The organism is Alsobacter sp. SYSU BS001988, from assembly GCF_054796215.1.
Window position 1 is genome coordinate 38,780 of sequence record NZ_JBTAMK010000019.1, and the last position, 23,370, is coordinate 62,149.

Below are 23,370 nucleotides of genomic sequence, written 5' to 3' on the forward strand. Positions count from 1 at the left end.
CGTCTCATGAAGCCGGCGCCGGGCCGGCGTCGCGGCCCCCGCGATCGGCCCGGCCGAACACCCATCTCTGGTAGACGAGGCCGATCCCCACCAGCGCCAGCCCGAGCCCGATGAAGGAGAGCGCGCGCAGCGGGCCCTCGAGCCCGCTCATGTCGACCAGGAACGCCTTGACGGCGGCCAGCAGGATATAGGCGGCCGAAGCCAGCCGCGCCGTGGTGGAGCGGCGCAGCACCCCATAGGCCAGCAGCCCGAGGCCCACGGCCAGGAACGCGGCCGAATAGGCGTAGAGCTCGCCCGGGCTGGTGCGGCGCAGGACGCCGATGTCGGCGCCCTGGAAGAGCGTGCGCACCTCCAGCACGAGCCACAGGAACTGCAGCCCGAAGGCCAGCGCCGACGCGCAGGCTTCGAACCACCAGGGCCGGCGGCCCCGCGCCCGGCGCGCCAGGGCGAAGGCGGCCAGCGAGGGCAACAGATAGGCGGCCAGGATGGAGTTGAACACGGCGCCGCCCATCACCTTGCCGCCGCCGAAGGCGGGGTTCTCCAGGATCAGCAGTCCCAGGAGGCCGCCGGCGAGCGCCGCCCCGCCGAAGACGTAGCTCCCGATCCGCAGCGCCGCGCTGCGCCGGAACGCTTCCAGGCTGACCAGCACGATCGCGAAGAGCAGCGCCGCGAAGACTTGCAGCCCGACTTCGAGATGGTCCGTCCGGGGCGAGCGGAGGCTCCCGGTGAGGGCGTGCCGGATCTCCAGGAATACCAGCAGGCCGCTGAGGGCGAGGGTCAGCGCCTCGCAGAGGGCGACGACCTGGTCGTCCTTCTGGCGCCGCAGCAGCCGCGCGGCGAACCCGAAGGCGAGGGCGGGGACGCCATAGGCCCAGAGCAGCCAGTTGAAGACCGGAACCGAGCCGACGTCCCCGGCCACCAGCATGGTGTTCCAGGCGAGGCGTCCGGCGACGATCGCGCCCAGCGCGGCGACGGCGTAGCGCAAGGACCCCACGGGCTCGCGGGTCGTGACCCAGGCGGCGCCCAGGGCCGCGAGCGCGAGCGCCACGGTGAGCGCGCCCTTGTCGAGGATCATCGTCAGTCCGATGGCCAGCGCCGCGATCGCGCCCGCCGCGAACGCCTCCAGGCCGACGCGGGCCGCCGCGCCTCCCTCCTGCGCATGGTCCCGGAGGAGCCTGGCGGCCGTCACGGCGCCGAGGGCGAGGAGCCCCGCCACGAGCGCGAAGGGGATCGAGGCGTCGAAGCCGGACACGCGCCGCCACGCCACGACGAGCAAAGCGAGCGGGCCCGCGGTCGCCGCCGCCGCGATCAGGCCGGAGGCGAGGGCCGGCAAGGACGGGCTGCGCATCAGCCGCGTCCAGCCCAGCGCGCCGAGCGCGGAGCCGGCGACGGCCCCCATTGTGAGGAAGAGCCAAAGCGCGTCCGGCATCGGCGGCCGCGAGGGCCCGCCGGGCAGCACCGTGGGGCTCTCGGCGGCGGATTCGGCGAGGACCGGCCAGCCCCACAGCGTCGCGCAGGCGACCGCGGCGGCCAGGATCGCCGCCCCGGAGGCGGGCGCGACGGCCAGCGCCGTCGCCAGCTGGACAGCGAAGGCGAAGCCGCCCAGGACCGGGCGGACCGCGCCGAGCCCGGGCTCCTGCAGGGCGAGGCCGGCCAGGGCCGCGAAAGCGGCCAGGACGGTGAGCGCGAAGAGGTCGGGCGCGCCCTGCGCGTCAGGCTGGCCCCGATAGGGCTCCAGCGCCAGGAAAAAGGCGGCCAGCGCCGTCTGGACCACGATATGCGTCGCGCAGGCGAGCCAGGGATCGCCGATCCCAATAAAGGCGACGCCCCATGTCCCGGCCCCCAGCGCGGCGGCGCGGGCGAGCCAGAGCCAGCGCCGCAGGCGCGCCTGGGCGTAGCCCGCCGCGGCGACGACGATCAGGTAGAACACGACTGGCCAGACCCGGGGCTCCTCGCTCGACACGAGCAGCGGGACCACGAAGGCGCCGACCAGCCCCAGGCTGGCGAGCGCCGGACCGTGCAGGGCGGCCGCGGCGAGCGCAGCCAGCGCGATCGCCGCCATGAGGATGAAGCCGAGCGTCTGGCCGACGAAGCCGTAGAGGGCGTGCGCCGCGTAGGCGACTCCGAACGCGGTCACGATGCCGGCGGCGGTGAGGATGCTCGGCACATTGGCGGCCGGAATGGAGAAGATCGCGTCGCCCGCCGCGCGCTCCGAGCGGCGCATCCGCTCGCCGGCTCCGACGAGGGCGAGCGCGAACAGCGTTCCGAGGACGATGCGGGCGCCCGGGCCGACGAGGCCCTGCTCGATGGTGTAGCGGACCAGGAACAGCCCGCCCAGCGCCAGCGCCAGGCCGCCCAGCCAGACCGCCCAGCGCGCGCCGATCGTCTCCTCCAGCGAACGCGGCCGCTGGGGAGCGGCGCGGACCGGCCCCGGCGGCGCGACGTCGAAGCCTTCGGGCTGCGGGGCGTCGAGGCGGGGCTCTGGCGCGGCTTCGCCCTCCGGCTCCGCGGCCGGCGCGGCTTCGGGCTCGACCGCCGGCGCGGCTTCGGGCTCCGCTGCGGGAGGCTGCGCGGGGAGCGTTTGGGGCCCCTCGCTCGCCGAGAAGGTCGAGCGGGCCTCGAGCGCCGCCAGCCCACGTTCCAGCGTTTCGATCCGGCGCGCCAGGGAGAGCGTCCGGAAAAACCCGATCACGCCGAGCGCCGGGATCGCCAGCGCCAGCAGGATGAGAAGAACGAACTCCATGTCCACCCCCGCTTCGACTCGCCGGTCCGCTCGCTTCTCCAGCGGAAGCTTAGCGCAACTTCAACCGATCCGTGCGAAGAGGCGGCTCCACCATGGTTCGGCCTTGGCCGCGGCCTCCTCGTCCTCCGGGCCGGCCTCGAGGATCAGGCCCGCCAGCCGGACCTTCTCGTCGACGACGTTGTGGGCGATGAGGCTGGCGGCGCCGAGGTCGACCCGGTCGTTCTCCTGCGGCGCGTCGTCGAGGCGCTGGGCGAAGAGCTCGGCGATCGACATGGCGCGCTCGTCGGAGCCGACGTCGAGCCCGTAGAGGTCCGCCACCGCGCCCACGCTCAGGCTGCCGTCGAAGGGAAACTCCGCCATCGCCTCGGTTTCCGGCGCGGCGCCGTCCACGGCGAAGAACCGGTCGAGGCGGGCCAGCCGCGACGTCGGCGCGAGGAAGTAGCCGTAGTCGCGCGGCAGCAGCGGGCCGGCTTCGCCCGGCTCCAGCACGCGCCCGTCGCGCACCACGAGCACCGGCTTCACCCAGGGCGGCATGGCCCTGTGCCGGCTCGCGGGGCTCTGTTCGAGCAACGGATAGCCCACCAGCTCGGCGTCGAGCTGGCCCGGCAGGTCGATGTCGATGCGCTGGACCTCGGGCGCGGGATCGCGCAGCGCCACGCCGAGCCGCCGCCCGGCGTAGCCGATCGTCCAGCCCTGCACGATCAGCGAGACCACGACGACCACGAAGGCGACGTTGAAATAGATCTCCGATCCCGGCAGCCCGGCCAGCGTCGGGATGGTGGCGAGGAAGATGGAGACGCCGCCGCGCAGCCCGACCCAGGACACGAAGGCCATCTCGCGCCGCGAGAACCGGAACGGCGTCAGGCACAGGAACACGGCCACGGGACGGGCGACGACGATCAGCACCAGCGCGATGGCGAGCGCCGGCCCGAGCACCGGCAGGATCAGCTTCGGGGACACCAGCAGGCCCAGGAGGGTGAAGAGCGCGATCTGGCACAGCCACGTCGCCGTGTCGTGGAAGCTGGCGATCGACGCATAGGCGCGCACGGGCCGGTTGCCGACGACGAGGCCGGCCACATAGGCGGCCAGGAAGCCGCTCGCGCCCAGGATCTGCGTCAGCGAGAACACCACCAGCGCCGCCGTGACCACGAAGGCGGGATGCAGGCCCGCCGGGAGGCTCAGGCGGTTGAGCACGAAGACGAGGCCGAGCCCGCCCGCCACCCCGATGATGACGCCGAGCGACGCCTCCCGCAGGATCGCCACCACGATATGGGCGGCGTCGGCGCCGGGACCGCCCAGCGCGATCTCGACCAGGATGACGGTGAGCAGCACGGCGAACGGGTCGTTGGTGCCGGACTCCACCTCCAGGGTCGCGCCGACGCGCCGCTTCAGCTGCAGCCCGCCCGTGCGCAACAGGAAGAACACCACCGCCGCGTCGGTGGACGCCATGATGGCGCCGATCAGCAGGGCCGGGACCCAGTCGATCCCCAGCGCCAGCCGGGCGACGCCGCCCGTGATGGCCGCCGTCAGCAGCACGCCCGCGGAGGCCAGCACGCCGGCCGGGGCGAGGACGGAGCGGATCGTCGCCGCGCGGGTGCGCAGCCCTCCGTCGAACAGGATGATCGCGATGGCGGCGGAGCCGACCAGATAGGTGAGGCCGTAGTCGTTGAACACCACCCCGCCCGGGCCGCTGTCGCCCGCCAGCATGCCGACGGCGAGGAACACGAGCAGGATCGGCACGCCGAAGCGGGACGCGGCCAGGCTGGACAGAATGCCGATCAGGGCGGCGGCGGCGGCGAAGAGGAGAGTGGCGTGCGCGGCGAAGAGGGCGTTCATACCGGCACTATCGGGGCCCGGCGCGGCCTGAACAACCGCTCGGGACGGATTTTGCAAAAGTTTCCCGGCGAGTTTCGTTTGGCGGAGAGGGCCGGCCCCGGCGCGGGACGCCCGCCGCGCTTGCCGCTGCAAGGCGCGCGCGATAGAGCTTGCGGCATGTCCTCCGCTCCCGTCCGGCCCCGGCCGTCCCGCATCGCCTTCTACGCCGGTTCGTTCGATCCGATCACGAACGGCCATATCGACGTCGTCCGCAACGCCTGCCGGCTGGCGGACGAACTCGTCGTCGCGATCGGCGTCCATCCCGGCAAGGCGCCGCTCTTCACGGCCGACGAGCGCAAGGCGCTGATCGAGGCCGAGTGCGCCGACGTGGCCCGGGAGGCCGGCGCCGGCCTCAAGGTCGTCACCTTCGACGACCTGGCGATCACGGCCGCCCGCCGCGTCGGCGCCTCCATGCTGATCCGCGGCCTGCGGGACGGCACGGATCTCGACTATGAAATGCAGATGGCCGGGATGAACGAGGCGATGGCCCCCGACATCCAGACCGTCTTCCTGCCAGCTTCGCCCATGGTCCGCCCCATCACGGCCACGCTCGTCCGCCAGATCGCCGCGATGGGCGGAGACGTCTCGCGCTTCGTCCCGGAAGGCGTCGCGGCGCGGCTGAAAGCCAAATTCGCCGGCAAAGCGTGAGTTCGACGCACGAACCGGGGATCGCCGCCCGGCATGGGCCGGAGCGAGACCCGGTCCGCCCGTCGCCATCGGTCCCTGCTTCATCGGGAGGTTTCATGATCAGACTGTTCGTCGCCGCCTTCGCCCTTGCGGCCAGCCTCATGGCGGTCGCCCCCGCGCAGGCGCAAGGCCAACCCGCCGCCGACCCGCAAAACACGCTGGTGATGACCACCAAGGACGGCAAGGTCACGATCCGGCTGCGGCCCGACCTCGCCCCCAAGCATGTCGAGCAGATCAAGGCGCTGACCAAGCGCGGCTTCTATGACGGCATCGTCTTCCATCGCGTGATCCCGGGCTTCATGGCCCAGACCGGCGACCCGACCGGCACCGGCACGGGCGGCTCGGACCTGCCGAACCTGCCGGCGGAGTTCTCCCGCGAGCCGTTCAAGCGCGGCACGCTCGGGATGGCGCGCGCCAACTCGCCGAACTCGGCCAACAGCCAGTTCTTCATCTGCTTCGACGACGCGAGCTTCCTGAACGGCCAGTACACGGTCATCGGCGAGGTGGTGTCCGGCATGGACGTGGTCGACAAGGTGAAGAAGGGCGACCCCAACGCCAACGGGCAGGTGAAGGCCCCGGACAAGATCGTCAGCCTGCGCCTCCTGGCCGACGCGAAGTAACGACCCACGACACGGGCGAAAGCATCGCCCCCGCCAAGCCGAACCCATCAAGGAAGGAGCCACATTCATGGCGAGCGACCCCTCCAACACCCTCATCCTGGAGACCACCCAGGGCCGCGTGGTCATCGAGATGCGCCCCGATCTGGCCCCCGGCCACGTCGCCCGCATCGCCGAACTGGCGCGGTCGAAATTCTATGACGGCGTGCCGTTCCACCGCGTCATCGAGGGCTTCATGGCCCAGACCGGCGACCCGACCGGCACCGGCATGGGCGGGTCCGGCAAGAAGCTGAAGGCGGAGTTCAACGCCGAGCCGCATGTGCGCGGCGTCTGCTCCATGGCGCGCTCGCAGGACCCGAACTCCGGCGACAGCCAGTTCTTCATCGTCTTCGACGACGCCCGCTTCCTCGACCGTCAATACACGGTGTGGGGCAAGGTCGTGGAAGGCATGGACAATGTCGACAAGATCAAGCGCGGCGAGCCGGTGAAGGATCCCGACAAGATCGTGACGGCGCGCATGGCCGACGAAGCGGCCTGAGTCTCGACGCGCCAGTCTCTCCCGCGCAGCGGGGGAGATGTCGGCGAAGCGGACAGAGGGGGCGCCGGGGCAGGGCGCCCCTTTGCGTTCCGGCGCGCTCCCGGCCCCTCCCTGACCCTGCCCCGGTGCGGGAGAGGGAACGCGCACCTCCAAGGCGCTCATTCAGAGTCCGCATGAAAGTCGATCTCTTCGATTTCGAACTCCCCGAAGCATCGATCGCGCTGCGCCCCGCGCAGCCGCGCGACGCCGCGCGCATGCTCGTCGTGCGCCCCGGCTCGGCGCTGGCTGACCGCGTCGTCCGCGACCTGCCGGACCTGCTGCAGCCGGGCGACCGGCTGGTGGTCAACGACACCCGCGTGATCCCGGCGCGCCTCGACGGCGTTCGGGTCCGCGGAGACGCCGTCGCGCATATCCAGGCCACCCTGCACCTGCGCGAGGGGCCGGACCTCTGGCGCGCCTTCGTGCGGCCCGCCAAGCGCCTCGCGGTCGGCGAGCGCATCCGCTTCGGCGAGGACAGCGAGAGCATGGCTTGCCTACTGGCCAGCCTGGACGCCGAGGTGGTCGAGAAGGGGGAGGGCGGCGAGGTGCTTCTGCGCTTCGCCTTCACGGGCCCCGTTCTGGACGAGGCGATCGCGCGTATCGGCCATATCCCGCTGCCGCCCTATATCGCGGCCAAGCGCGGCGAGGACGACCGCGACCGCAGCGACTACCAGACCCTGTTCGCCGAGCATGAGGGCGCGGTGGCCGCCCCGACGGCCGGCCTGCATTTCACCCCCGAGTTGACCGAGCGCCTCGCCGCGCGCGGCGTCGGCCTGACGCGGCTCACCCTCCATGTCGGGGCCGGCACGTTCCTCCCCGTGAAGGCGGACGACACCGGCGACCACAAGATGCACGCCGAGTGGGGGATGATCTCGGCCGAGGCCGCCGCGGAGCTGAACGCCACACGCGAAGCTGGGGGGCGGATCGTTTCCGTCGGCACCACCTCGCTGCGCCTGCTGGAAAGCGCCGCGTCCGAGGACGGCCGCTTCGCGCCGTGGCAGGGCCAGACCTCGATCTTCATCACCCCCGGCTACCGCTTCCGGGCCGTGGACGCGCTGATGACCAATTTCCACCTGCCGCGCTCCACGCTGTTCATGCTGGTGAGCGCCTTCAGCGGCCTGGAGTCGATGCGGGCCGCCTACGCGCACGCCATCGCGACAGGCTACCGCTTCTATAGCTATGGCGACGCCAGCCTGCTGTTCCCTCACTCTCCTGACGGGGAGCGACGAGCCTCCTCCGACAACTTTGCGGAGAAGGCCTCATGATCCCCGTGGACGCTCCCGTCGAGGACTTCACCTTCACGGTGTCGGCCACGGACGGCGCCGCCCGCACGGGCGAGATCCGCATGCCGCGCGGCGTCATCCGCACGCCGGCCTTCATGCCGGTGGGCACGGCCGGCACCGTCAAGGCCATGTATCCCGAGCAGGTGAAGGCCCTCGGCGCGGATGTCGTGCTGGGCAACACCTATCACCTGATGCTGCGCCCCGGCGCGGAGCGCGTGGCCCGCCTCGGCGGGCTGCACAAGATGATGAACTGGCCGTACCCGATCCTGACCGACTCGGGCGGCTTCCAGGTGATGTCGCTGGCCCAGCTGCGCAAGCTCGACGAAAACGGCGTGACCTTCCGCTCCCACGTGGACGGCGCCAAGCACGTGCTCACGCCCGAGCGCTCGATCGAGATCCAGGGACTGCTCGGCTCCGACATCCAGATGCAGCTCGACGAATGCGTGAAGCTGCCCTGCTCGGACGCGGAGGCCGAGCGGGCCATGGAGCTCAGCCTGCGCTGGGCTGAGCGTTCGCGCGTCGCCTTCGGCGAGCAGCCGGGCCGGGCGCTCTACGGCATCGTGCAGGGCGGCGCGGTCCCCCATCTGCGCGTGCGCAGCGCCAAGGCGCTCGCCGACATGGGATTCAAGGGCTATTCGATCGGCGGCCTCGCGGTGGGCGAGCCGCAGGACGTCATGTTGGCCATGATCGAGACCGTGGAGCCGCATCTGCCGAAGGAGAAGCCGCGCTACCTCATGGGCGTCGGCACGCCGGACGACCTGATCGAGGCCGTGCGGCGCGGCGTCGACATGTTCGACTGCGTGATGCCCACCCGCGCCGGCCGCCACGGTCAGGTCTTCTCGCGCTTCGGCAAGATCAACCTGCGCAACGCCCGCCACGCCGACGATCCGCGCCCGATCGACGAGCAGTCCAGTTGCCCGGCCGCCCGCGACTACAGCCGCGCCTATCTGCACCACCTCGTGAAGGCGGGCGAGATCCTCGGCATGATGCTGCTCACCTGGGTGAACCTCGCCTACTACCAGGACCTCACCGCCGGCATGCGCAAGGCCATCGCGGACGGCCGCTACGACGACTTCGCGGCGGAGACCAAGGACGGCTGGACGCGCGGCGATTTGGAGCCCTGGGCGGGGTAGGGCGGCTTCGTCGGCCCCCACGGGGAGGGCTGGGGCGAGGGTGGTCCAGCCGCTCCCCTCATCCGGCGCTTCGCGCCGCCTTCTCCCCGTGCCGGGGAGAAGGTCTCCCGCGGCGACCTGCGCCATGACAGGCGAGGGCGGCGCGGTTATAGAAGGCCACAACGACCATCGGAGTCCGCCTCATGACCGGCACCACGCGCACCAGCGCCGACCTCGACCCGCGCCGCCGCAAGGTGCTGTTCCGGTCCTGGCATCGCGGCATGCGCGAAATGGACCTCATCATGGGCCAGTTCGCCGATGCGCAAATCGACCAATTGACCGACGCCGAGCTCGACGTCTACGAGCACCTGATCGAGGCCCCGGACCGCGACATCCTGACGTGGCTCACCGGCGAGGCGCCGACGCCCGCCAACTACGACACGCCGGTGTTCCGTCGCATCAAGGCGTTCCACACCCATCTGGGGCCGATCAACGTCTGAGGCGGCGGACGCCGCGAAGAGGGGAACAGCGCATGATCGGCCGGCTCAACCACGTCGCCATCGCGGTCCGCGACATCGAGGCCGCGTCGCGGCTTTATCGCGACACGCTGGGCGCCGACGTCTCCCCTCCGACCGACCAGCCCGAGCACGGCGTGACGGTGGTGTTCGTCAACCTGCCCAACACCAAGATCGAGTTCCTGCAGCCGCTGGGCGAGAACTCGCCCATCGCCAAGTTCCTCGAGAAGAACGCCGACGGCGGCATCCACCATCTCTGCTACGAGGTGGACGACATCCTGGCCGCCCGCGACCGCCTGAAGGCGACGGGCGCGCGCGTGCTGGGCGACGGCTCGCCGCGCATCGGCGCGCATGGCAAGCCGGTGCTGTTCCTGCACCCCAAGGATTTCAACGGCGCGCTCGTCGAACTCGAGCAGGCCTGAGCCGGGCGCGCGCCCGGACGAGAGTGTCACCATGAGCATCTCGGGCGCGCTGGCGCTGTACTTCATCATCTGGTGGCTGACGCTGTTCGCGATCCTGCCGCTCGGCGTCCGCAGCCAGCACGAGGCCGGCGAGGTCGCCGACGGCACCGAACCCGGGGCGCCGATGCTGCCGCGCATGGGACGCAAGGTCGTCCTGACCACGCTGGCGGCGATTCCGGTCTTTGCGCTCGCCTGGGTGATGATCGTCTACGTCGACTATTGAGGCGCTCCGCCCTGCGGGGCGATTCGCCGCCGGCGCGTCCATGCGGCGCCTGAATCGCGGGCGCCGCCGACGCCGTCCGCGACGTCGCGGGCCGCTGCGGCGGCCCGCCGCTCAGCCGCTCGCGGCTCCCGATCTCGGCGCGGACGCAAGCCGCGCGGCGGCGCGGCCGGGAAGATTCGAGAGCTCGATCGTGTTGCAACTGGGAGTTGCGCAAAAAGAAAAAGGCAAGACTTTCGTCTTGCCTTTTGTTTTAGTCTTCTTATTTGAACAGAACATTTCGTCAGCCTTGCTGGCGCCGGGCAATGTCCTGTTCAGTCGCCCTTCTCGGGCTTTTTGGCCGTCTTCCTCCCAAGACTTGGACCACGAACCCTTTCCCCGTTGGTTCGGGGTGGGCCTGTTGTTGTGTAGAAGACTCATAGCGAAACAAAAAGGCGCTGTCATCTCTTTGTGCATGGATCGACGCGAAAAGATGCAGGGCCGCCGGCCGGGTCGGTCCGGTTCGGTCCGCAGGGCGCCGGTCGGGATCGCTTGTCTTTTGGTTGACGATGGTTTTGATGGAGCGGAGCGAAAAGCCGGAGAACCGCCGCGCCTTCTCGCATATCCCATTCTAGCCCGCCCTGGACCGACATGCGCCTCACCCGCTACTTCCTGCCCATCCTCCGCGAGGCCCCCCGCGAGGCGGAGATCGTCTCGCACCGCCTGATGCTGCGCGCGGGCATGATCCGGCAGGAGGCCGCCGGCATCTACGCCTGGCTGCCGCTGGGACTGCGCGTGCTCAACAAGATCAGCGCCGTCGTGCGCGAGGAGCAGAATCGCGCGGGCGCGATCGAACTCCTGATGCCGACCATCCAGTCCGCCGACCTCTGGCGCGAATCCAGCCGCTACGAGGCCTACGGAAAGGAGATGCTGCGCATCAAGGACCGGCACGACCGGGAGATGCTGTTCGGCCCCACCAACGAGGAGATGATCACCGAGATCTTCCGGGGGTCGGTGCGGTCCTACAAGGACCTGCCGCTGAACCTCTATCACCTCCAGTGGAAGTTCCGCGACGAGGTGCGGCCGCGCTTCGGCGTCATGCGCTCGCGCGAGTTCCTGATGAAGGACGCCTATTCGTTCGACCTCGACCAGGCCGGCGCGCGCCACTCCTACAACCGGATGTTCGCCGCCTATCTGCGGACCTTCGACCGGCTCGGCCTCACCGCCATCCCGATGCGCGCCGACACCGGCCCCATCGGCGGCGACCTCAGCCACGAGTTCATCATCCTGGCCTCCACGGGCGAGAGCGAGGTCTATTGCGACAAGTCCATCCTGGACCTGCCGATCCCGCCCGCCGATACGAATTTCGAGGACGCGGCCGGCCTGCAGGCGATCTTCGACGCCTACACGGCGCCCTATGCGGCCACCAGCGAGATGCATGACGCGGCCGCCTATGCGGCCGTCCCGGCGGACCGGCAGGTGTCGGCCCGCGGCATCGAGGTGGGCCACATCTTCTATTTCGGCACGAAATACTCCGAGCCGATGCGCGCCGTGGTCGCCGGCCCGGACGGGCAGGAGCGGCCCGTCCACATGGGATCCTACGGCATCGGCCCGTCCCGCCTGGTGGCGGCCCTGATCGAGGCGTCGCACGACGAGGCCGGCATCGTTTGGCCGGACGCGATCGCGCCCTTCAACGTCTCGCTCCTGAACCTGAAGGTGGGCGACAGCGGCACGGACGGCGCCTGCGAGACGATCTATCGCGCGCTCGGCGCGCGCGGCGTCGACGTGCTCTATGACGACCGCGAGGAACGGCCGGGCGCGAAATTCGCCACCGCCGACATCATCGGCTCGCCCTGGCAGGTGCTCGTGGGCCCCAAGGGCCTGGCCGAGGGCAAGGTCGAGCTGAAGCGGCGCGCGACCGGCGAGCGCTCGCTCGTCTCGGTCGAGGACGCCGTCGTGCGATTGACGGCCTGAGGCGCGCATGAGGGCAGGCGCGGTCGAACCCAAAGCCGGCCCCCGCGGGACGCGGCCCTTCGCGGGCTTCGAGTGGATGGTGGCGGGCCGCTATCTGCGGGCGCGCCGGCGCGAGGGCTTCATCTCGGTGATCGCCGGCTTCTCCTTCGCGGGAATCATGCTGGGCGTCGCGACGCTCATCATCGTGCTGTCGGTGATGAACGGCTTCCGCTCGGAACTGCTCAACAAGATCGTCGGCATCAACGGCCACGTCTTCATCGCCGGCATCGACAAGCCGATGACGGACTTCGCCGAGGTCACCGACCAGGCCAACGCCGTCCGGGGCGTCAAATTCGCGTTCCCGATGGTGGAAGGGCAGGCGCTGGCTTCCTCGCCGAGCGCGGCCGCGGGCGTGCTGGTGCGCGGCGTGCGCGGGCAGGACATCACCCAGATCCCGGCCATCGGCGGCACGGTCCGGCAGGGCACGCTGGAAGGCTTCGACACGGCGGGCGGCGTCGCCATCGGCCGCAGGCTGGCCGAGCAGCTCTTCATCCGGCCGGGCGACACCATCACGCTGACCGCTCCGAAGGGCGCCGAGACGCCGTTCGGCGTCGCCCCCCGGATCAAGAGCTATCCGGTCGCGGCAGTGTTCGAGGTCGGCATGTCGGAGTTCGACGCGGGCTTCGTCTACATGCCGCTGACGGAGGCCCAGGCCTATTTCAACCGGGACAACGACGTCACCGCCATCGAGGTCTTCCTGTCCCGTCCCGACCAGATCGACGCCGTGAAGGCGGAGCTGGAGAAGTCGATCAGCCGGCCGATGATCCTGTCGGACTGGCGCCAGCGCAACAAGACGTTCTTCGGCGTGCTCGAGGTCGAGCGCAACGTCATGTTCCTGATCCTGATGCTGATCGTGCTGGTGGCGGCGCTGAACATCATCTCCGGCCTCATCATGCTGGTGAAGGACAAGAGCGCCGACATCGCCATCCTGCGCACCATGGGGGCGACGCGGGGCGCGATCATGCGCATCTTCCTGATCACCGGAGCGGCCATCGGGGTGGTGGGCACCTTCGCGGGCTTCCTGCTGGGGCTGCTGGTCAGCATGAATGTGGAGACCATCCGGGCCTTCGTGTCTCGGATGACCAACACCAACCTGTTTCCGGCCGAATTCTACTTCCTCAGCCGGCTGCCCTCGGAGGTCGACCCGCACGAGGTCATGACCATCGTGACCCTGGCCCTCGTCCTGTCGCTGATCGCGACCCTCTATCCCTCGTGGCGCGCCGCCCGGCTCGATCCGGTCGAGGCGCTCCGGTACGAGTGACCGCGATGGCCAAGGACGACTACCCGGCGCTCTATCTCTACCAGGTGCAGCGCCGCTTCAAGGAAGGTGCCGGCGCGCTGGAGATCCTGCGCGGGGCCGATCTCGCGGTGTGGGCCGGGCAGTCCGTCGCCCTGATCGCGCCGTCCGGGACGGGCAAATCGACCCTGCTGCAGATCGCCGGCCTGCTAGAGAAGCCCGACGCCGGCGAGGTCTATGTCGACAAGGTCGGCACGGTGTCGCTGGCGGACGACGAGCGCACGGCGATGCGCCGCAACGCGATCGGGTTCGTCTACCAGTCGCACCACCTCCTGCCCGAGTTCACCGCGCTGGAGAACGTCATGCTGCCGCAGCTCATCCGCGGGCTCGCCCGGCGGGACGCGGTCGAGAGGGCGACCGGCCTCCTCACCTATCTGGGACTGGGCGAGCGGCTGAAGCATCGTCCGGCCGAGCTCTCCGGCGGCGAGCAGCAGCGCGTCGCGCTGGCCCGCGCCGTGGCCAATGCGCCCCGCGTTCTGCTGGCCGACGAGCCGACCGGCAACCTCGACCCGAAGACCTCGCGGCACGTCTTCGACATCCTCACCCGGCTGGTGAAGGAGACGGGGCTCGCCGCCATCGTGGCGACCCACAATCTCGACCTCGCCGCCCAGATGGACCGGCGCGTGACCATCCGGGACGGCGTCGTGGTCGAGCTCGCCTGAGGCGTTCCGCCCGGCGTTAACGGCCGCCGGGCGGCCCGATTAACCACTGAAAGAGGAGTTCCGCGCCCGAGGGGGCCGTCGTCGCGGGACGCCGTTGCGCAGCGAACAAAAACGGAACATGATGGGTTCATCAAGAGAACGGAGGCACATCATGGTCCGTACGCTGATCGCCGACATCGCCGAGCTCGCCGCCCTGAGCTCCTTCGCCGCCACCATCCTGGTCTGGGCCAACGCCTTCCCTGCCTGAGATGAAGCGCCCCCTGCGACGAGCCGGCCGGCGGGCGGGGTGGCGCCGTTGCAGCGGGGCGCCGGGAAAAGGAACGGGACCGTCCCTCGTCAACAGCCGCGGCGCGCGGTCCGCTGGACCGCACCCGCGAGGGCGGAGAGAGTGCTGCCGCGGCGATGGGAGGCTTCAGCGTGAGTCGGGTTCTGGGCGATGTCGGTTTCGTGCACCTGCACGTGCACTCTTCCTTCTCGCTGCTGGAAGGCTCGCTGCGCATCGACGATTTGAAGAAGCTCGCCATCAAGGACCGCATGCCGGCGCTGGCCCTGACGGACAGCAACAACCTGTTCGGCGCCCTGGAATTCTCCGAGAAGTTGTCGGCCGCCGGCGTGCAGCCCATCACCGGCGTCGAGCTCTCGGTGGAGATGGGCGACGACAAGCCGGGGAGGGGGCTGACGGTCCCGACCAGGCCCACGCTGGTCCTGCTGGCCGCCGACGCGGCCGGCTACGCCAACCTGATGCTCCTGGCGTCCCGCGCCTATATGGGCCCCGCGCCCGGCGAGCCGCCGCATGTCCAGGTCGCCGAACTGCTGGCCTGCTCGCAGGGCCTGATCGCGCTGACGGGCGGACCGGACGGCCCCATCGACAAGGCCATTGCGGCCGGGCAGCTGGACCTCGCGGGCGCGCGGCTCGACCTGCTGGCGCAGGCCTTCGGCGACCGGCTCTATGTCGAGATCCAGCGCCATGGCGTCGACAGCGAGCGCGGGGTCGAGAACGACCTCATCGATCTCGCCTACGCCCGGCGCCTGCCCCTGGTGGGGACCAACGAGCCCTATTTCCCGAAGCCGGACGACTACGAGGCCCACGACGCCCTGCTGGCGATCGCGGACGGTCGGCTGGTGTCGGATCCGGAGCGGCGGCGGGTGACGCCGGACCACGCCTTCAAGACGCGCGCCGAGATGGTGGAGATCTTCCGCGACCTGCCGGAGGCCGCCTCCAACACCATCGAGATCGCGATGCGCTGCAGCTATCGGCCGCGCACCGGCAAGCCGATCCTGCCGCGCTTCACCACCGGCGACCACGAGGACCCCGCGCTGGTCGTCGCCGAGGAGGCGGCCGAGCTGCGCCGCCAAGCCCAGGAGGGCCTGACGCGCCGGATCGAGGCGCACGGGATCGCGCCGGGGCTCACCGAGGACGACTACCGCCAGCGGCTCGACTTCGAGCTCTCCGTCATCGAGCGGATGAAATATCCAGGCTACTTCCTGATCGTCGCGGACTTCATCAAGTGGGCGAAGGCGCAGGACATCCCGGTCGGGCCCGGCCGCGGATCGGGCGCCGGCTCGCTGGTCGCCTATGCGACGACCATCACGGACCTGGACCCGCTGCGCTTCGGCCTGCTGTTCGAGCGCTTCCTCAACCCCGAACGCGTGTCGATGCCCGACTTCGACGTCGACTTCTGCCAGGACCGCCGCGAGGAGGTGATCCGCTACGTGCAGCAGCGCTACGGGCAGGACCGCGTGGCGCAGATCATCACCTTCGGCTCGCTGCTCGCCCGCGGCGTCATGCGCGACGTCGGGCGCGTGATGTCGATGTCCTACGGGCAGGTGGACAAGCTGACCAAGCTGGTGCCGCAGAACCCCGCCAACCCGGTGACGCTGGCCCAGGCCATCGAGGGCGAGCCCAAGCTCCAGGCCGCCGCCGCCGAAGACCCGGTCGTCGCCCGCATGCTGGTGGTGGCGCAGAAGCTGGAGGGCCTCTACCGCCACGCCTCCACGCACGCCGCCGGCATCGTCATCGGCGACCGGCCGCTCGAGCAGATCGTGCCGCTCTACCGCGACCCGAAGTCGGACATGCCGGTCACCCAGTTCAACATGAAATGGGTGGAGCCGGCCGGGCTCGTGAAGTTCGACTTCCTCGGCCTGAAGACCCTCACGGTGCTGAAGACGGCCGTGAACCTCTTGAAGCAGCGCAACATCCACATCGACCTCTCCGCGATCCCGATCGACGACAAGAAGACCTTCGAGATGCTGGGGCGCGGCGAGACGGTCGCGGTGTTCCAGGTGGAATCGGCCGGCATGCGCAAGGCGCTGGTCGAGATGCGCGCCGACCGGTTCGAGGACATCATCGCGCTCGTGGCGCTCTACCGGCCGGGGCCCATGGCCAACATCCCGGTCTACTGCGCCCGCAAGCACGGCGAGGAGGAGCCCGACTTCATCCACCCGCTGCTGGAGCCGGTGCTGAAGGAGACCCAAGGCGTTATCATCTACCAGGAACAGGTGATGCAGGCCGCGCAGATCCTGTCGGGCTACTCGCTCGGCGAGGCCGACCTGCTGCGCCGCGCCATGGGCAAGAAGATCAAGGCCGAGATGGACGCGCAGCGCGTGCGCTTCGTGTCCGGCGCCGTGAAGCAGGGCGTGCCGCAACAGAAGGCCGACGAGGTCTTCGACATCCTGGCCAAGTTCGCCGACTACGGCTTCAACAAGTCGCACGCCGCCGCCTACGCGCTGGTCGCCTACCAGACCGCCTACCTGAAGGCGAACTACCCGGTGGAGTTCCTGGCCGCGTCGATGACGCTGGACATGTCCAACACCGACAAGCTCTCCGAATTCCGGCGCGAGGCGCAGCGGCTCGGCATCCGGGTCGAGCCGCCCAGCCTCAACCGCTCGGGCGTCACCTTCGAGGTCCATCCCGACGGCGCGGGCGGCTACGCCATCCGCTACGCGCTGGCCGCCGTGAAGGGCGTGGGCGCGCACGCCGTCGAGAGCCTGGTGGCGGCCCGCAGGGACGGGCCCTTCCGCGACATCTCCGACTTCGCCCGGCGCCTCAACCCGCGCCTGGCGAACAAGCGCACGCTGGAGAGCCTCATCGCCGCCGGCGCGCTGGACGAGCTCGACCCGGACCGGGCCCGCTGCATGGCGCTGCTCGACGGCGTCATGGCGCACGCCAACCGCGCCCAGGAGGAAGCGGCCGCCGGCCAGGCGGACATCTTCGGCAGCGCCGGCCATGTCGAGGTCATCCGCACGCCGCCCTACGAGCCCTGGCTCGCCTCCGAGCGGCTGCAGCGCGAATATGACGCCATCGGCTTCTTCCTCACCGGCCATCCCCTCGACGAGTATGGCCACGTGCTGGAGCGGCTGCGGGTGCAGCGCTGGTCGGACTTCGCCCGCGCCGTGCGGGGCGGCGCCTCGATGGGGCGGGTCGCCGCCACGGTGCTCGACCGCAGCGAGCGGCGCACCAAGTCCGGATCCAAGATGGGCATCTTCGCGCTGTCCGACCAGAGCGGCCATTTCGAGGCGATCATCTTCTCCGAGGGGCTGAACCAGTATCGCGACCTGCTGGAGCCCGGCCGGGCCGTGGTGCTCACCCTGCAGGCTTCGGCCGAGGGCGACGAGGTGCGCGCGCGCATCGGCACGGCCGAGCCGCTGGAGGTCGCGGCCGAGAAGCTGAAATCCTCGATGCGGGTGTTCCTGCGCGACGACAAGCCGGTCCGCAGCATCGCCGAGCGCCTGCGCGAGCGCGGCGACGGCGAAATCGCCCTGGTCCTGATGCTGGAGGACGGCCAGCGCGAGGTCGAGGTCAAGCTGCCGGGCCGCTACAAGGCGACGCCGCAGGTCGCCGGCGCGCTGAAGGCCGTGCCGGGCGTGGTGGCGGTCGAGTTCGCCTGAGGGCGCGCGCCCGCCTTTTCCGGTGGACGCGCCGCGCGGGCGGATTCCCCGACTCGGGCGCATGCGCTATGCCAGACGCATGATCCGTCCCTTTCTCGGCATCGAGCGCTCCGCCACCGGCAGGCGCTGGCGCGACCGGCTGGACGACGCCGGCCAGGCCGCCGCCCTCGCGATCGTGCAGGAGCATGGCCTCGACGACGTGCTCGCCCGCGTCCTGGCGGGCCGCGGCGTCGCCTCCATCGACGCTCCGGGGTTCCTCGAGCCCCGGCTGCGCACCCTGCTGCCCGACCCTTCGACGCTGATCGACATGGACGCCGCCGCCGCCAGGCTCGCCGACGCGGTCGCGCGGCGCGAAAGCGTCGCCGTCTTCGGCGACTATGACGTCGACGGCGCCGCCTCCTCGGCGCTGCTGGCCTCCTATCTGCAGGCCTGCGGCGTTCCGGTGCGGATCCACATCCCGGACCGGCTCATCGAAGGCTACGGTCCCAACAGCGAGGCCATCCGCTCCCTGGCGGCGGCCGGCGCGACCTTGCTGGTCACGGTGGACTGCGGGACCACCAGCCACGAACCGCTGGGCGAAGCCCGCCGGCTCGGCATGGACGCCGTGGTGATCGACCATCACCAGGCGCCCGAGGATCTGCCGCCGGCCGTCGCCATCGTCAACCCGAACCGCCAAGACGACCTGTCGGGCCTGGGCTCGCTCTGCGCCGCGGGCGTGGTCTTCGTCGCCCTCGTGGCGCTCAACCGCGAGCTGCGCCGCCGCGGTTTCTGGGCGAAGGGCGGCGAGCCCGACCTCATGGCCATGCTCGACCTCGTCGCCCTCGGCACGGTGGCGGACGTGGTGCCGCTGGTCGGGCTCAACCGCGCCTTCGTGCGCCAGGGCCTCGCCGTCATGAAGGCGCGCGGGCGCGTCGGCCTGCGCATGCTGGCGGACGTCGCGCGCCTCGACGGTCCGCCGCGCCCCTACCACCTGGGCTACCTGCTCGGCCCGCGCATCAACGCCGGCGGCCGCATCGGCGACGCGGCGCTGGGCGCGCGCCTGCTGATGAGCGAGGACGAGGCCGAGGCCGGGACCATCGCGGCCACCCTCGACCGCCTCAACGGCGAGAGGCAGGTCATCGAGCAGGCCATGGTGGCCGAAGGGGAGGGGCTGGCGCTCGGCCAGGTCGGCGTCGACGAGGAGGGCGCGTCGGTGATCGCGGTCGGCTCCGACGCGTGGCACCCGGGCGTGGTCGGCCTCGTCGCGTCGCGCCTGAAGGAGCGCTTCGGCCGCCCGGCCTTCGCCTTCGCGTTCGGGGCGAACGGGATCGGCGCGGGCTCGGCCCGCTCCGTCGCCGGGGTCGACATCGGCAGGGCCGTGCGGGCCGCGGTGGAGGCCGGCATCGCCGTCAAGGGCGGCGGCCACGCCATGGCGGCCGGCGCGACCCTGGCGCGCGAGCGCCTGCCCGACCTCGCCGCCTTCCTGGAGGAGCGGCTCTCGGACGCGGTGGCGCAGGCGCGGGCCGACAAGGGCCTGTCCATCGACGCCGCCATCACGGCGGGCGGCGCCAAGCTCGACCTCCTGGGCCGGATCGAGACGGCCGGGCCGTTCGGGTCTGGCCATCCCGAGCCGACCTTCGCGCTGCCCTCGCACCGGCTCGTCGAGGCCGTCGAGGTGGGGCGCGGCCATGTGCGCGTGCGACTCAAATCCGGCGACGGCGCTACGCTGGACGGAATCGCCTTCCGGGCCGTGGGCCAGCCGCTCGGCAAGGCGCTGTTCGAGGCGCGCGGCGAGGTGGTGCACGCCGCCGGCCAGCTCGCCGTCGACCGCTGGCAGGGGGCCGAACGCGTGCAGCTGCGCCTCGCCGACATCGGCCGGCCGGCCAGCCGTCCCTAGGACGGATCCCTGGCCGCGGCCTTGCGGGCGAGCGCCTGCTCGCGCAGGAAGATATAGAGCCCGGCCGCCACGATCACGGCCGAGCCGGCGAAGACGGCGGCCTCCGGCAGGTCGCCGAACACGAGCCAGCCCAGCAGCATCGCCCAGGCGATCTGGGTGTACTGGTAGGGCACGACGACCGCCGCCGACGCGAGCGCCAGCGCCCGGTTGACGCAGACATGCGCGACGGTGGCCACCACGCCCAGCATGCCGAGCAGCAGGAAGTCCTTCGGCGTCGGCGTCACCCAGTGGAACGGCGCGGCGACGGCGCCGAAGGCGAGGGCGCCCAGCACCTGCCAGGTGACCAGCGTGACGCCGCTCGTCTCCCGCAGCCGCCGCGTCGTGATCATCAAAAGCGCGAACAGCAGGCTGCCCGCGACGGCCGTGAGGGCCGGCAGCCCGAAGGCCGCCTGCGACGGCCGCATGGCGATCACCACGCCCGCGAAGCCGACCAGCACGGCGGTCCAGCGCCGCCAGCCCACCTTCTCGCCGAGGAGGGGCCCGGCCAGCGCCGTCACCCAGATCGGCCCGGAGAGGTAGAACGTCACAACGTCCGCCAGCGGCAGATAGGCGACGGCCCAGTAGAAGGCCGCGACCTCCAGGGTGGAGAAGACGATCCGCAGCAGCTGCAGCCCGGGGCGGGGCGGGTTCAGGATCGGCCGCAGGCCCTCGCGGCGGATCATCGGCGCCAAGAGGACCAGAGCGAACAGGCTGCGGATCAGCAGCACCTGCCCGACGCTGTAGGTGGCGACGAGCCATTTGCCCATCACGTCGTTGCAGACGAACAGGAAGATGCCGACCAGCATCATCAGGATGCCGAGCCCGGGCGACCCCGCCGATTCGGCCGCGGGCCGACCCGCGGCCGGGATCTCCCGCGCCTCCGCGGCGCCGCCGTTGACCGCGGAGCCTCCGCCCGCCGGGCGCCTCGCGCCAGCTCTCTCGTCCACGGCGATCCTCTGCGTTTCCAGCCCCGTCCGATCGCCTGTCTAGTGGTTTATCGGCCGCTTGGGGAGGGTCCGGCCCGCGGCCGCGGGCCTCGCCGAGAAGGCTTGTCGGCAGCCCCGATCCCGCCTATAAGCCCCCTCGCGCTGCGCCCATCGTCTAGCGGTCTAGGACGTCGCCCTTTCACGGCGAAAACACGGGTTCGAGTCCCGTTGGGCGCGCCAACGTTTTCCCCTCTCTCAACAGTTTTCGTTGTCGAAATCGTTGCTGCAAGCTGCGACGGCTGGCCGATAACGCATGACGCCTTGAAGCCGCTTGGCCGGTCGAACGAGTGAGCCACTATGTCTGCGAACATGATGCTGGTTTCGTGGGTGCCAGATCCGCGCGCAGAGAATGAGGTCGTGGTTTGGCTTGACGTCGCCAAAGCTGACCGATTGTGGATCGGCGACGGACCGGCCTACTACCTGCCAACAGGCGCGCCAGGCTCTCGCAACAAGTACGACAAATTCGGTCATTGGCTTCTCTCGGGAGATGGCGGGTCGAGATGCCGAGCGTGACCTTCCAGGACGGGGTTCTCGGTTTAAACGACGGAAGACACCGGTTTGCTTGGATGCGCGACCGTGGGGCACGCGCCGTTCCTGTTATCATCGAAAGCCCGGCCGAGATGGTGGCCCTTATCTCCGCCTGCGGCTCGACTGAACGGAAGACCTCGATCGAGGTCTGATGACTTCTAGGTTACCGGTATTCGATCACTCAGGCATTGTCAGATCGGCTGGAACGTCCCCGATCCGCAAAAGGACCAATGCGTCCTCGAACTCGCCGACGCTCGGATCTCCCGTTCTGGAGAATGCGACCGCCCCGCCGTGCTTGCGCGCGAGTGCCCGGGCGCCGCCGGTGGCAGCCCCCGAACTCTGAAACTCCGCTGCTTCCCCCGCGGCGAGCTCACCGTCCTCTCCGCGCGAGAAGGGCAGCGCGACACAATACGTCACGCGCCGGCCCTCAGCCGCGGCGCCGGCCTGTTTTGGCTTCGCTTGCATCATCGGCCTTTCCTCCTTCGATGACAGTCCATTCCCTGAGGCTGGGCGGCAGGTCGGGCGGCGGCGGGTCGCCCAGGTCGCCGATCGTGCCAATTCACTTCAGACCGTACTTCTGCGGCTTCCTGTGCCTTGCCTCGGAGTTGCGCGGGCATCGCGACCTCCACACCCGGAGGAGCTCGCCCAATGTCGCAGCCGCGCCAAAACGCGCGACACAGGCAGCCAGGCGGGTTGTCCCCTCGACGCTGGCAGCCGGCGCAGCGGAACCGGATGACCACCCAAGACCAAGCAGGTCGTGGTTGAACATGGGACAGCCCCCCTGACGGAGGTCTACGACGACCTGCGCGGCCGTGCGGCCAATCATGGCGTCACGGATCCCCGCTGGCTCATCGCCGCGAAAGCGGCGCTGAGCGAACCGGGAGGGCGCCCGGGAACTTCGACCTGCATCGCATCGGCGACGCCGTCGCGAGCCGCGACATCTACTCCTCTATCCACGAAGCCTACCGGCTGTGCTCCAAGCTGTAAGGCGGCGCGCGCCGCGCTATCCGACTGACGATAGAACGCGACGGCTCGGCCGATCCGATTCAAGCTACGCTGATTGGCGCGCTATCCGACCCGCAGTATGACGTTCGCGCCCAACGGACCGATCGATGCGCGCCCGACAGCTCGAAGTTTTCTGCACCCTGATGCGATGCGGCACCGTGACGGGTGCGGCCGCGATGCTCAACATTTCGCAGCCGGCCCTGAGCCAGATTCTGCTGCACACAGAGGACCAGCTCGGGTTCAAGCTGTTCGACCGGGTACGCGGCCGTCTCATCCCGACGCAGGAGGCGGATGAAATCTTCCCGCAGGCCGAGCAGATCTTCGCGCAGCTCGGCGCCCTGCGTCGCCGCACCGTGGACATGCGGCAAGGGCGCACCGGCCTGGTGCGTCTCGCCGCCTCGGCCCCGCCATCGATGTCGATCCTGCCGCGGGCGCTGGCCGGGTTCCGTGAGGAGCATCCCGAAATCGTGGTGCGGACGCTCATCGCCCCGATCGCGAGCATCGTCGACATGCTGCGCAACAACGAGGTGTCGCTCGGCATCGCGATGAACGACCTGCCGCAGCACGAGATCCAGGTGGAGACGATCGGCCATGCCGAGCTCGTGTGCGTGATCCCGGAGGGACACCGGTTCGCCGGACGCGAATTGATCCACTTTCGGGACCTTCTCGAGGAAACGCTGATTTCCTATCGGGCGGACACGCTTCCGGCTCGACTCGTGACGGCGGTGGTCGAGGCCGAGGGGCTGACCTATGCGCCCGCAATCGAGATCGACCTGTCGATCACGGCGCTGCCTTTCGTGCGGGAGGGACTGGGCGTTGCGCTGGTGGACGGGCTTTTGCCGTGGGAGCACTTCCCCGGGGTCGTCAAGCGCCCCTTTGCGCCAAGCATCCGGGTGCCGATCGCGCTCCTGACGCGCAAGGATCACCTTCTGTCCAGCAATCACGAGCTGATGCGCGACCATCTGAGGCGCGCCTGCGCGGCCCTGGGCTGGAGCTCTGGCCGGTAG

19 protein-coding genes and 1 tRNA gene are annotated in these 23,370 nt (G+C 70.3%); 16 read left to right on the top strand and 4 right to left on the bottom strand.

Annotation, left to right across the window (positions count from 1 at the left end; all coding sequences use genetic code 11):
* Positions 1-4: 4 nt before the first annotated feature.
* Together ACYVO7_RS23070 and ACYVO7_RS23075 are read right to left on the bottom strand one after the other, a co-directional pair.
* Entirely contained in the window at positions 5-2,743 is a 2,739-nt protein-coding gene (locus ACYVO7_RS23070) for a DUF2339 domain-containing protein (protein WP_460452117.1), read from the bottom strand.
* A 60-nt stretch (positions 2,744-2,803) separates the two neighbouring features.
* A complete protein-coding gene (locus tag ACYVO7_RS23075) occupies positions 2,804-4,579 on the bottom strand; it encodes a potassium/proton antiporter (protein ID WP_460452118.1) in 1,776 nt (591 codons plus the stop codon).
* A 156-nt stretch (positions 4,580-4,735) separates the two neighbouring features.
* Here ACYVO7_RS23075 and coaD point away from each other — a divergent pair, with 156 nt between their 5' ends.
* The 13 genes from coaD (at position 4,736) to recJ (ending at position 19,805) form a co-directional block, all read left to right on the top strand.
* Complete coding sequence (coaD, locus tag ACYVO7_RS23080; protein ID WP_460452119.1) at positions 4,736-5,266, top strand: pantetheine-phosphate adenylyltransferase; 531 nt, start codon at positions 4,736-4,738, stop codon at positions 5,264-5,266.
* Positions 5,267-5,361: 95 nt separating this feature from the next.
* A complete protein-coding gene (locus ACYVO7_RS23085; RefSeq protein WP_460452120.1) occupies positions 5,362-5,925 on the top strand; it encodes a peptidylprolyl isomerase in 564 nt (187 codons plus the stop codon).
* Between the two features lie 67 nt (positions 5,926-5,992).
* Entirely contained in the window at positions 5,993-6,460 is a 468-nt protein-coding gene (locus ACYVO7_RS23090) for a peptidylprolyl isomerase (protein ID WP_406857460.1), read from the top strand.
* 173 nt (positions 6,461-6,633) lie between these two features.
* On the top strand, positions 6,634-7,764 hold the full coding sequence (gene queA / locus ACYVO7_RS23095; RefSeq protein WP_460452121.1) for a tRNA preQ1(34) S-adenosylmethionine ribosyltransferase-isomerase QueA: 1,131 nt from the start codon (positions 6,634-6,636) through the stop codon (positions 7,762-7,764).
* Complete coding sequence (gene tgt, locus ACYVO7_RS23100) at positions 7,761-8,915, top strand: tRNA guanosine(34) transglycosylase Tgt (RefSeq protein ID WP_460452122.1); 1,155 nt, start codon at positions 7,761-7,763, stop codon at positions 8,913-8,915. The genes queA and tgt overlap by 4 nt, the downstream gene beginning before the upstream one ends.
* A 182-nt stretch (positions 8,916-9,097) precedes the next feature.
* On the top strand, positions 9,098-9,394 hold the full coding sequence (locus ACYVO7_RS23105) for an FAD assembly factor SdhE (protein ID WP_460452123.1): 297 nt from the start codon (positions 9,098-9,100) through the stop codon (positions 9,392-9,394).
* Between the two features lie 32 nt (positions 9,395-9,426).
* Positions 9,427-9,831, top strand: coding sequence for a methylmalonyl-CoA epimerase (gene mce / locus ACYVO7_RS23110; protein ID WP_460452124.1), 405 nt, complete (start codon positions 9,427-9,429; stop codon positions 9,829-9,831).
* A gap of 31 nt (positions 9,832-9,862) precedes the next feature.
* Entirely contained in the window at positions 9,863-10,093 is a 231-nt protein-coding gene (locus tag ACYVO7_RS23115; RefSeq protein ID WP_460452125.1) for a DUF1467 family protein, read from the top strand.
* Between the two features lie 627 nt (positions 10,094-10,720).
* A complete protein-coding gene (gene proS / locus ACYVO7_RS23120) occupies positions 10,721-12,043 on the top strand; it encodes a proline--tRNA ligase (RefSeq protein ID WP_460452126.1) in 1,323 nt (440 codons plus the stop codon).
* Positions 12,044-12,050: 7 nt separating this feature from the next.
* The gene (locus ACYVO7_RS23125) at positions 12,051-13,343 is read left to right on the top strand and encodes a lipoprotein-releasing ABC transporter permease subunit (RefSeq protein WP_460452127.1); all 1,293 of its coding nucleotides are present in this window, start codon (positions 12,051-12,053) and stop codon (positions 13,341-13,343) included.
* A 5-nt stretch (positions 13,344-13,348) separates the two neighbouring features.
* The gene (locus ACYVO7_RS23130; protein ID WP_460452128.1) at positions 13,349-14,041 is read left to right on the top strand and encodes an ABC transporter ATP-binding protein; all 693 of its coding nucleotides are present in this window, start codon (positions 13,349-13,351) and stop codon (positions 14,039-14,041) included.
* A 402-nt stretch (positions 14,042-14,443) separates the two neighbouring features.
* On the top strand, positions 14,444-17,929 hold the full coding sequence (gene dnaE, locus ACYVO7_RS23135; RefSeq protein ID WP_460452129.1) for a DNA polymerase III subunit alpha: 3,486 nt from the start codon (positions 14,444-14,446) through the stop codon (positions 17,927-17,929).
* 79 nt (positions 17,930-18,008) lie between these two features.
* On the top strand, positions 18,009-19,805 hold the full coding sequence (gene recJ / locus ACYVO7_RS23140; RefSeq protein ID WP_460452130.1) for a single-stranded-DNA-specific exonuclease RecJ: 1,797 nt from the start codon (positions 18,009-18,011) through the stop codon (positions 19,803-19,805).
* Here recJ and ACYVO7_RS23145 read toward each other — a convergent pair.
* On the bottom strand, positions 19,802-20,791 hold the full coding sequence (locus tag ACYVO7_RS23145; protein ID WP_460452131.1) for a DMT family transporter: 990 nt from the start codon (positions 20,789-20,791) through the stop codon (positions 19,802-19,804). The genes recJ and ACYVO7_RS23145 overlap by 4 nt on opposite strands.
* 143 nt (positions 20,792-20,934) lie before the next feature.
* Between ACYVO7_RS23145 and ACYVO7_RS23150 the strand changes: the two genes are divergently transcribed.
* Positions 20,935-21,010, top strand: a tRNA-Glu gene (locus ACYVO7_RS23150).
* A gap of 329 nt (positions 21,011-21,339) precedes the next feature.
* Positions 21,340-21,510, top strand: a complete 171-nt coding sequence (locus ACYVO7_RS23155; protein ID WP_460452132.1) for a hypothetical protein — start codon at positions 21,340-21,342, stop codon at positions 21,508-21,510.
* Positions 21,511-21,535: 25 nt separating this feature from the next.
* Here the strand turns inward: ACYVO7_RS23155 and ACYVO7_RS23160 are convergent, their stop codons facing one another.
* On the bottom strand, positions 21,536-21,826 hold the full coding sequence (locus tag ACYVO7_RS23160; protein ID WP_460452133.1) for a hypothetical protein: 291 nt from the start codon (positions 21,824-21,826) through the stop codon (positions 21,536-21,538).
* Positions 21,827-22,470: 644 nt separating this feature from the next.
* Between ACYVO7_RS23160 and ACYVO7_RS23165 the strand changes: the two genes are divergently transcribed.
* Positions 22,471-23,370: a LysR family transcriptional regulator gene (locus tag ACYVO7_RS23165; RefSeq protein WP_460452134.1), complete on the top strand. Its 900-nt coding sequence runs from the start codon at positions 22,471-22,473 to the stop codon at positions 23,368-23,370.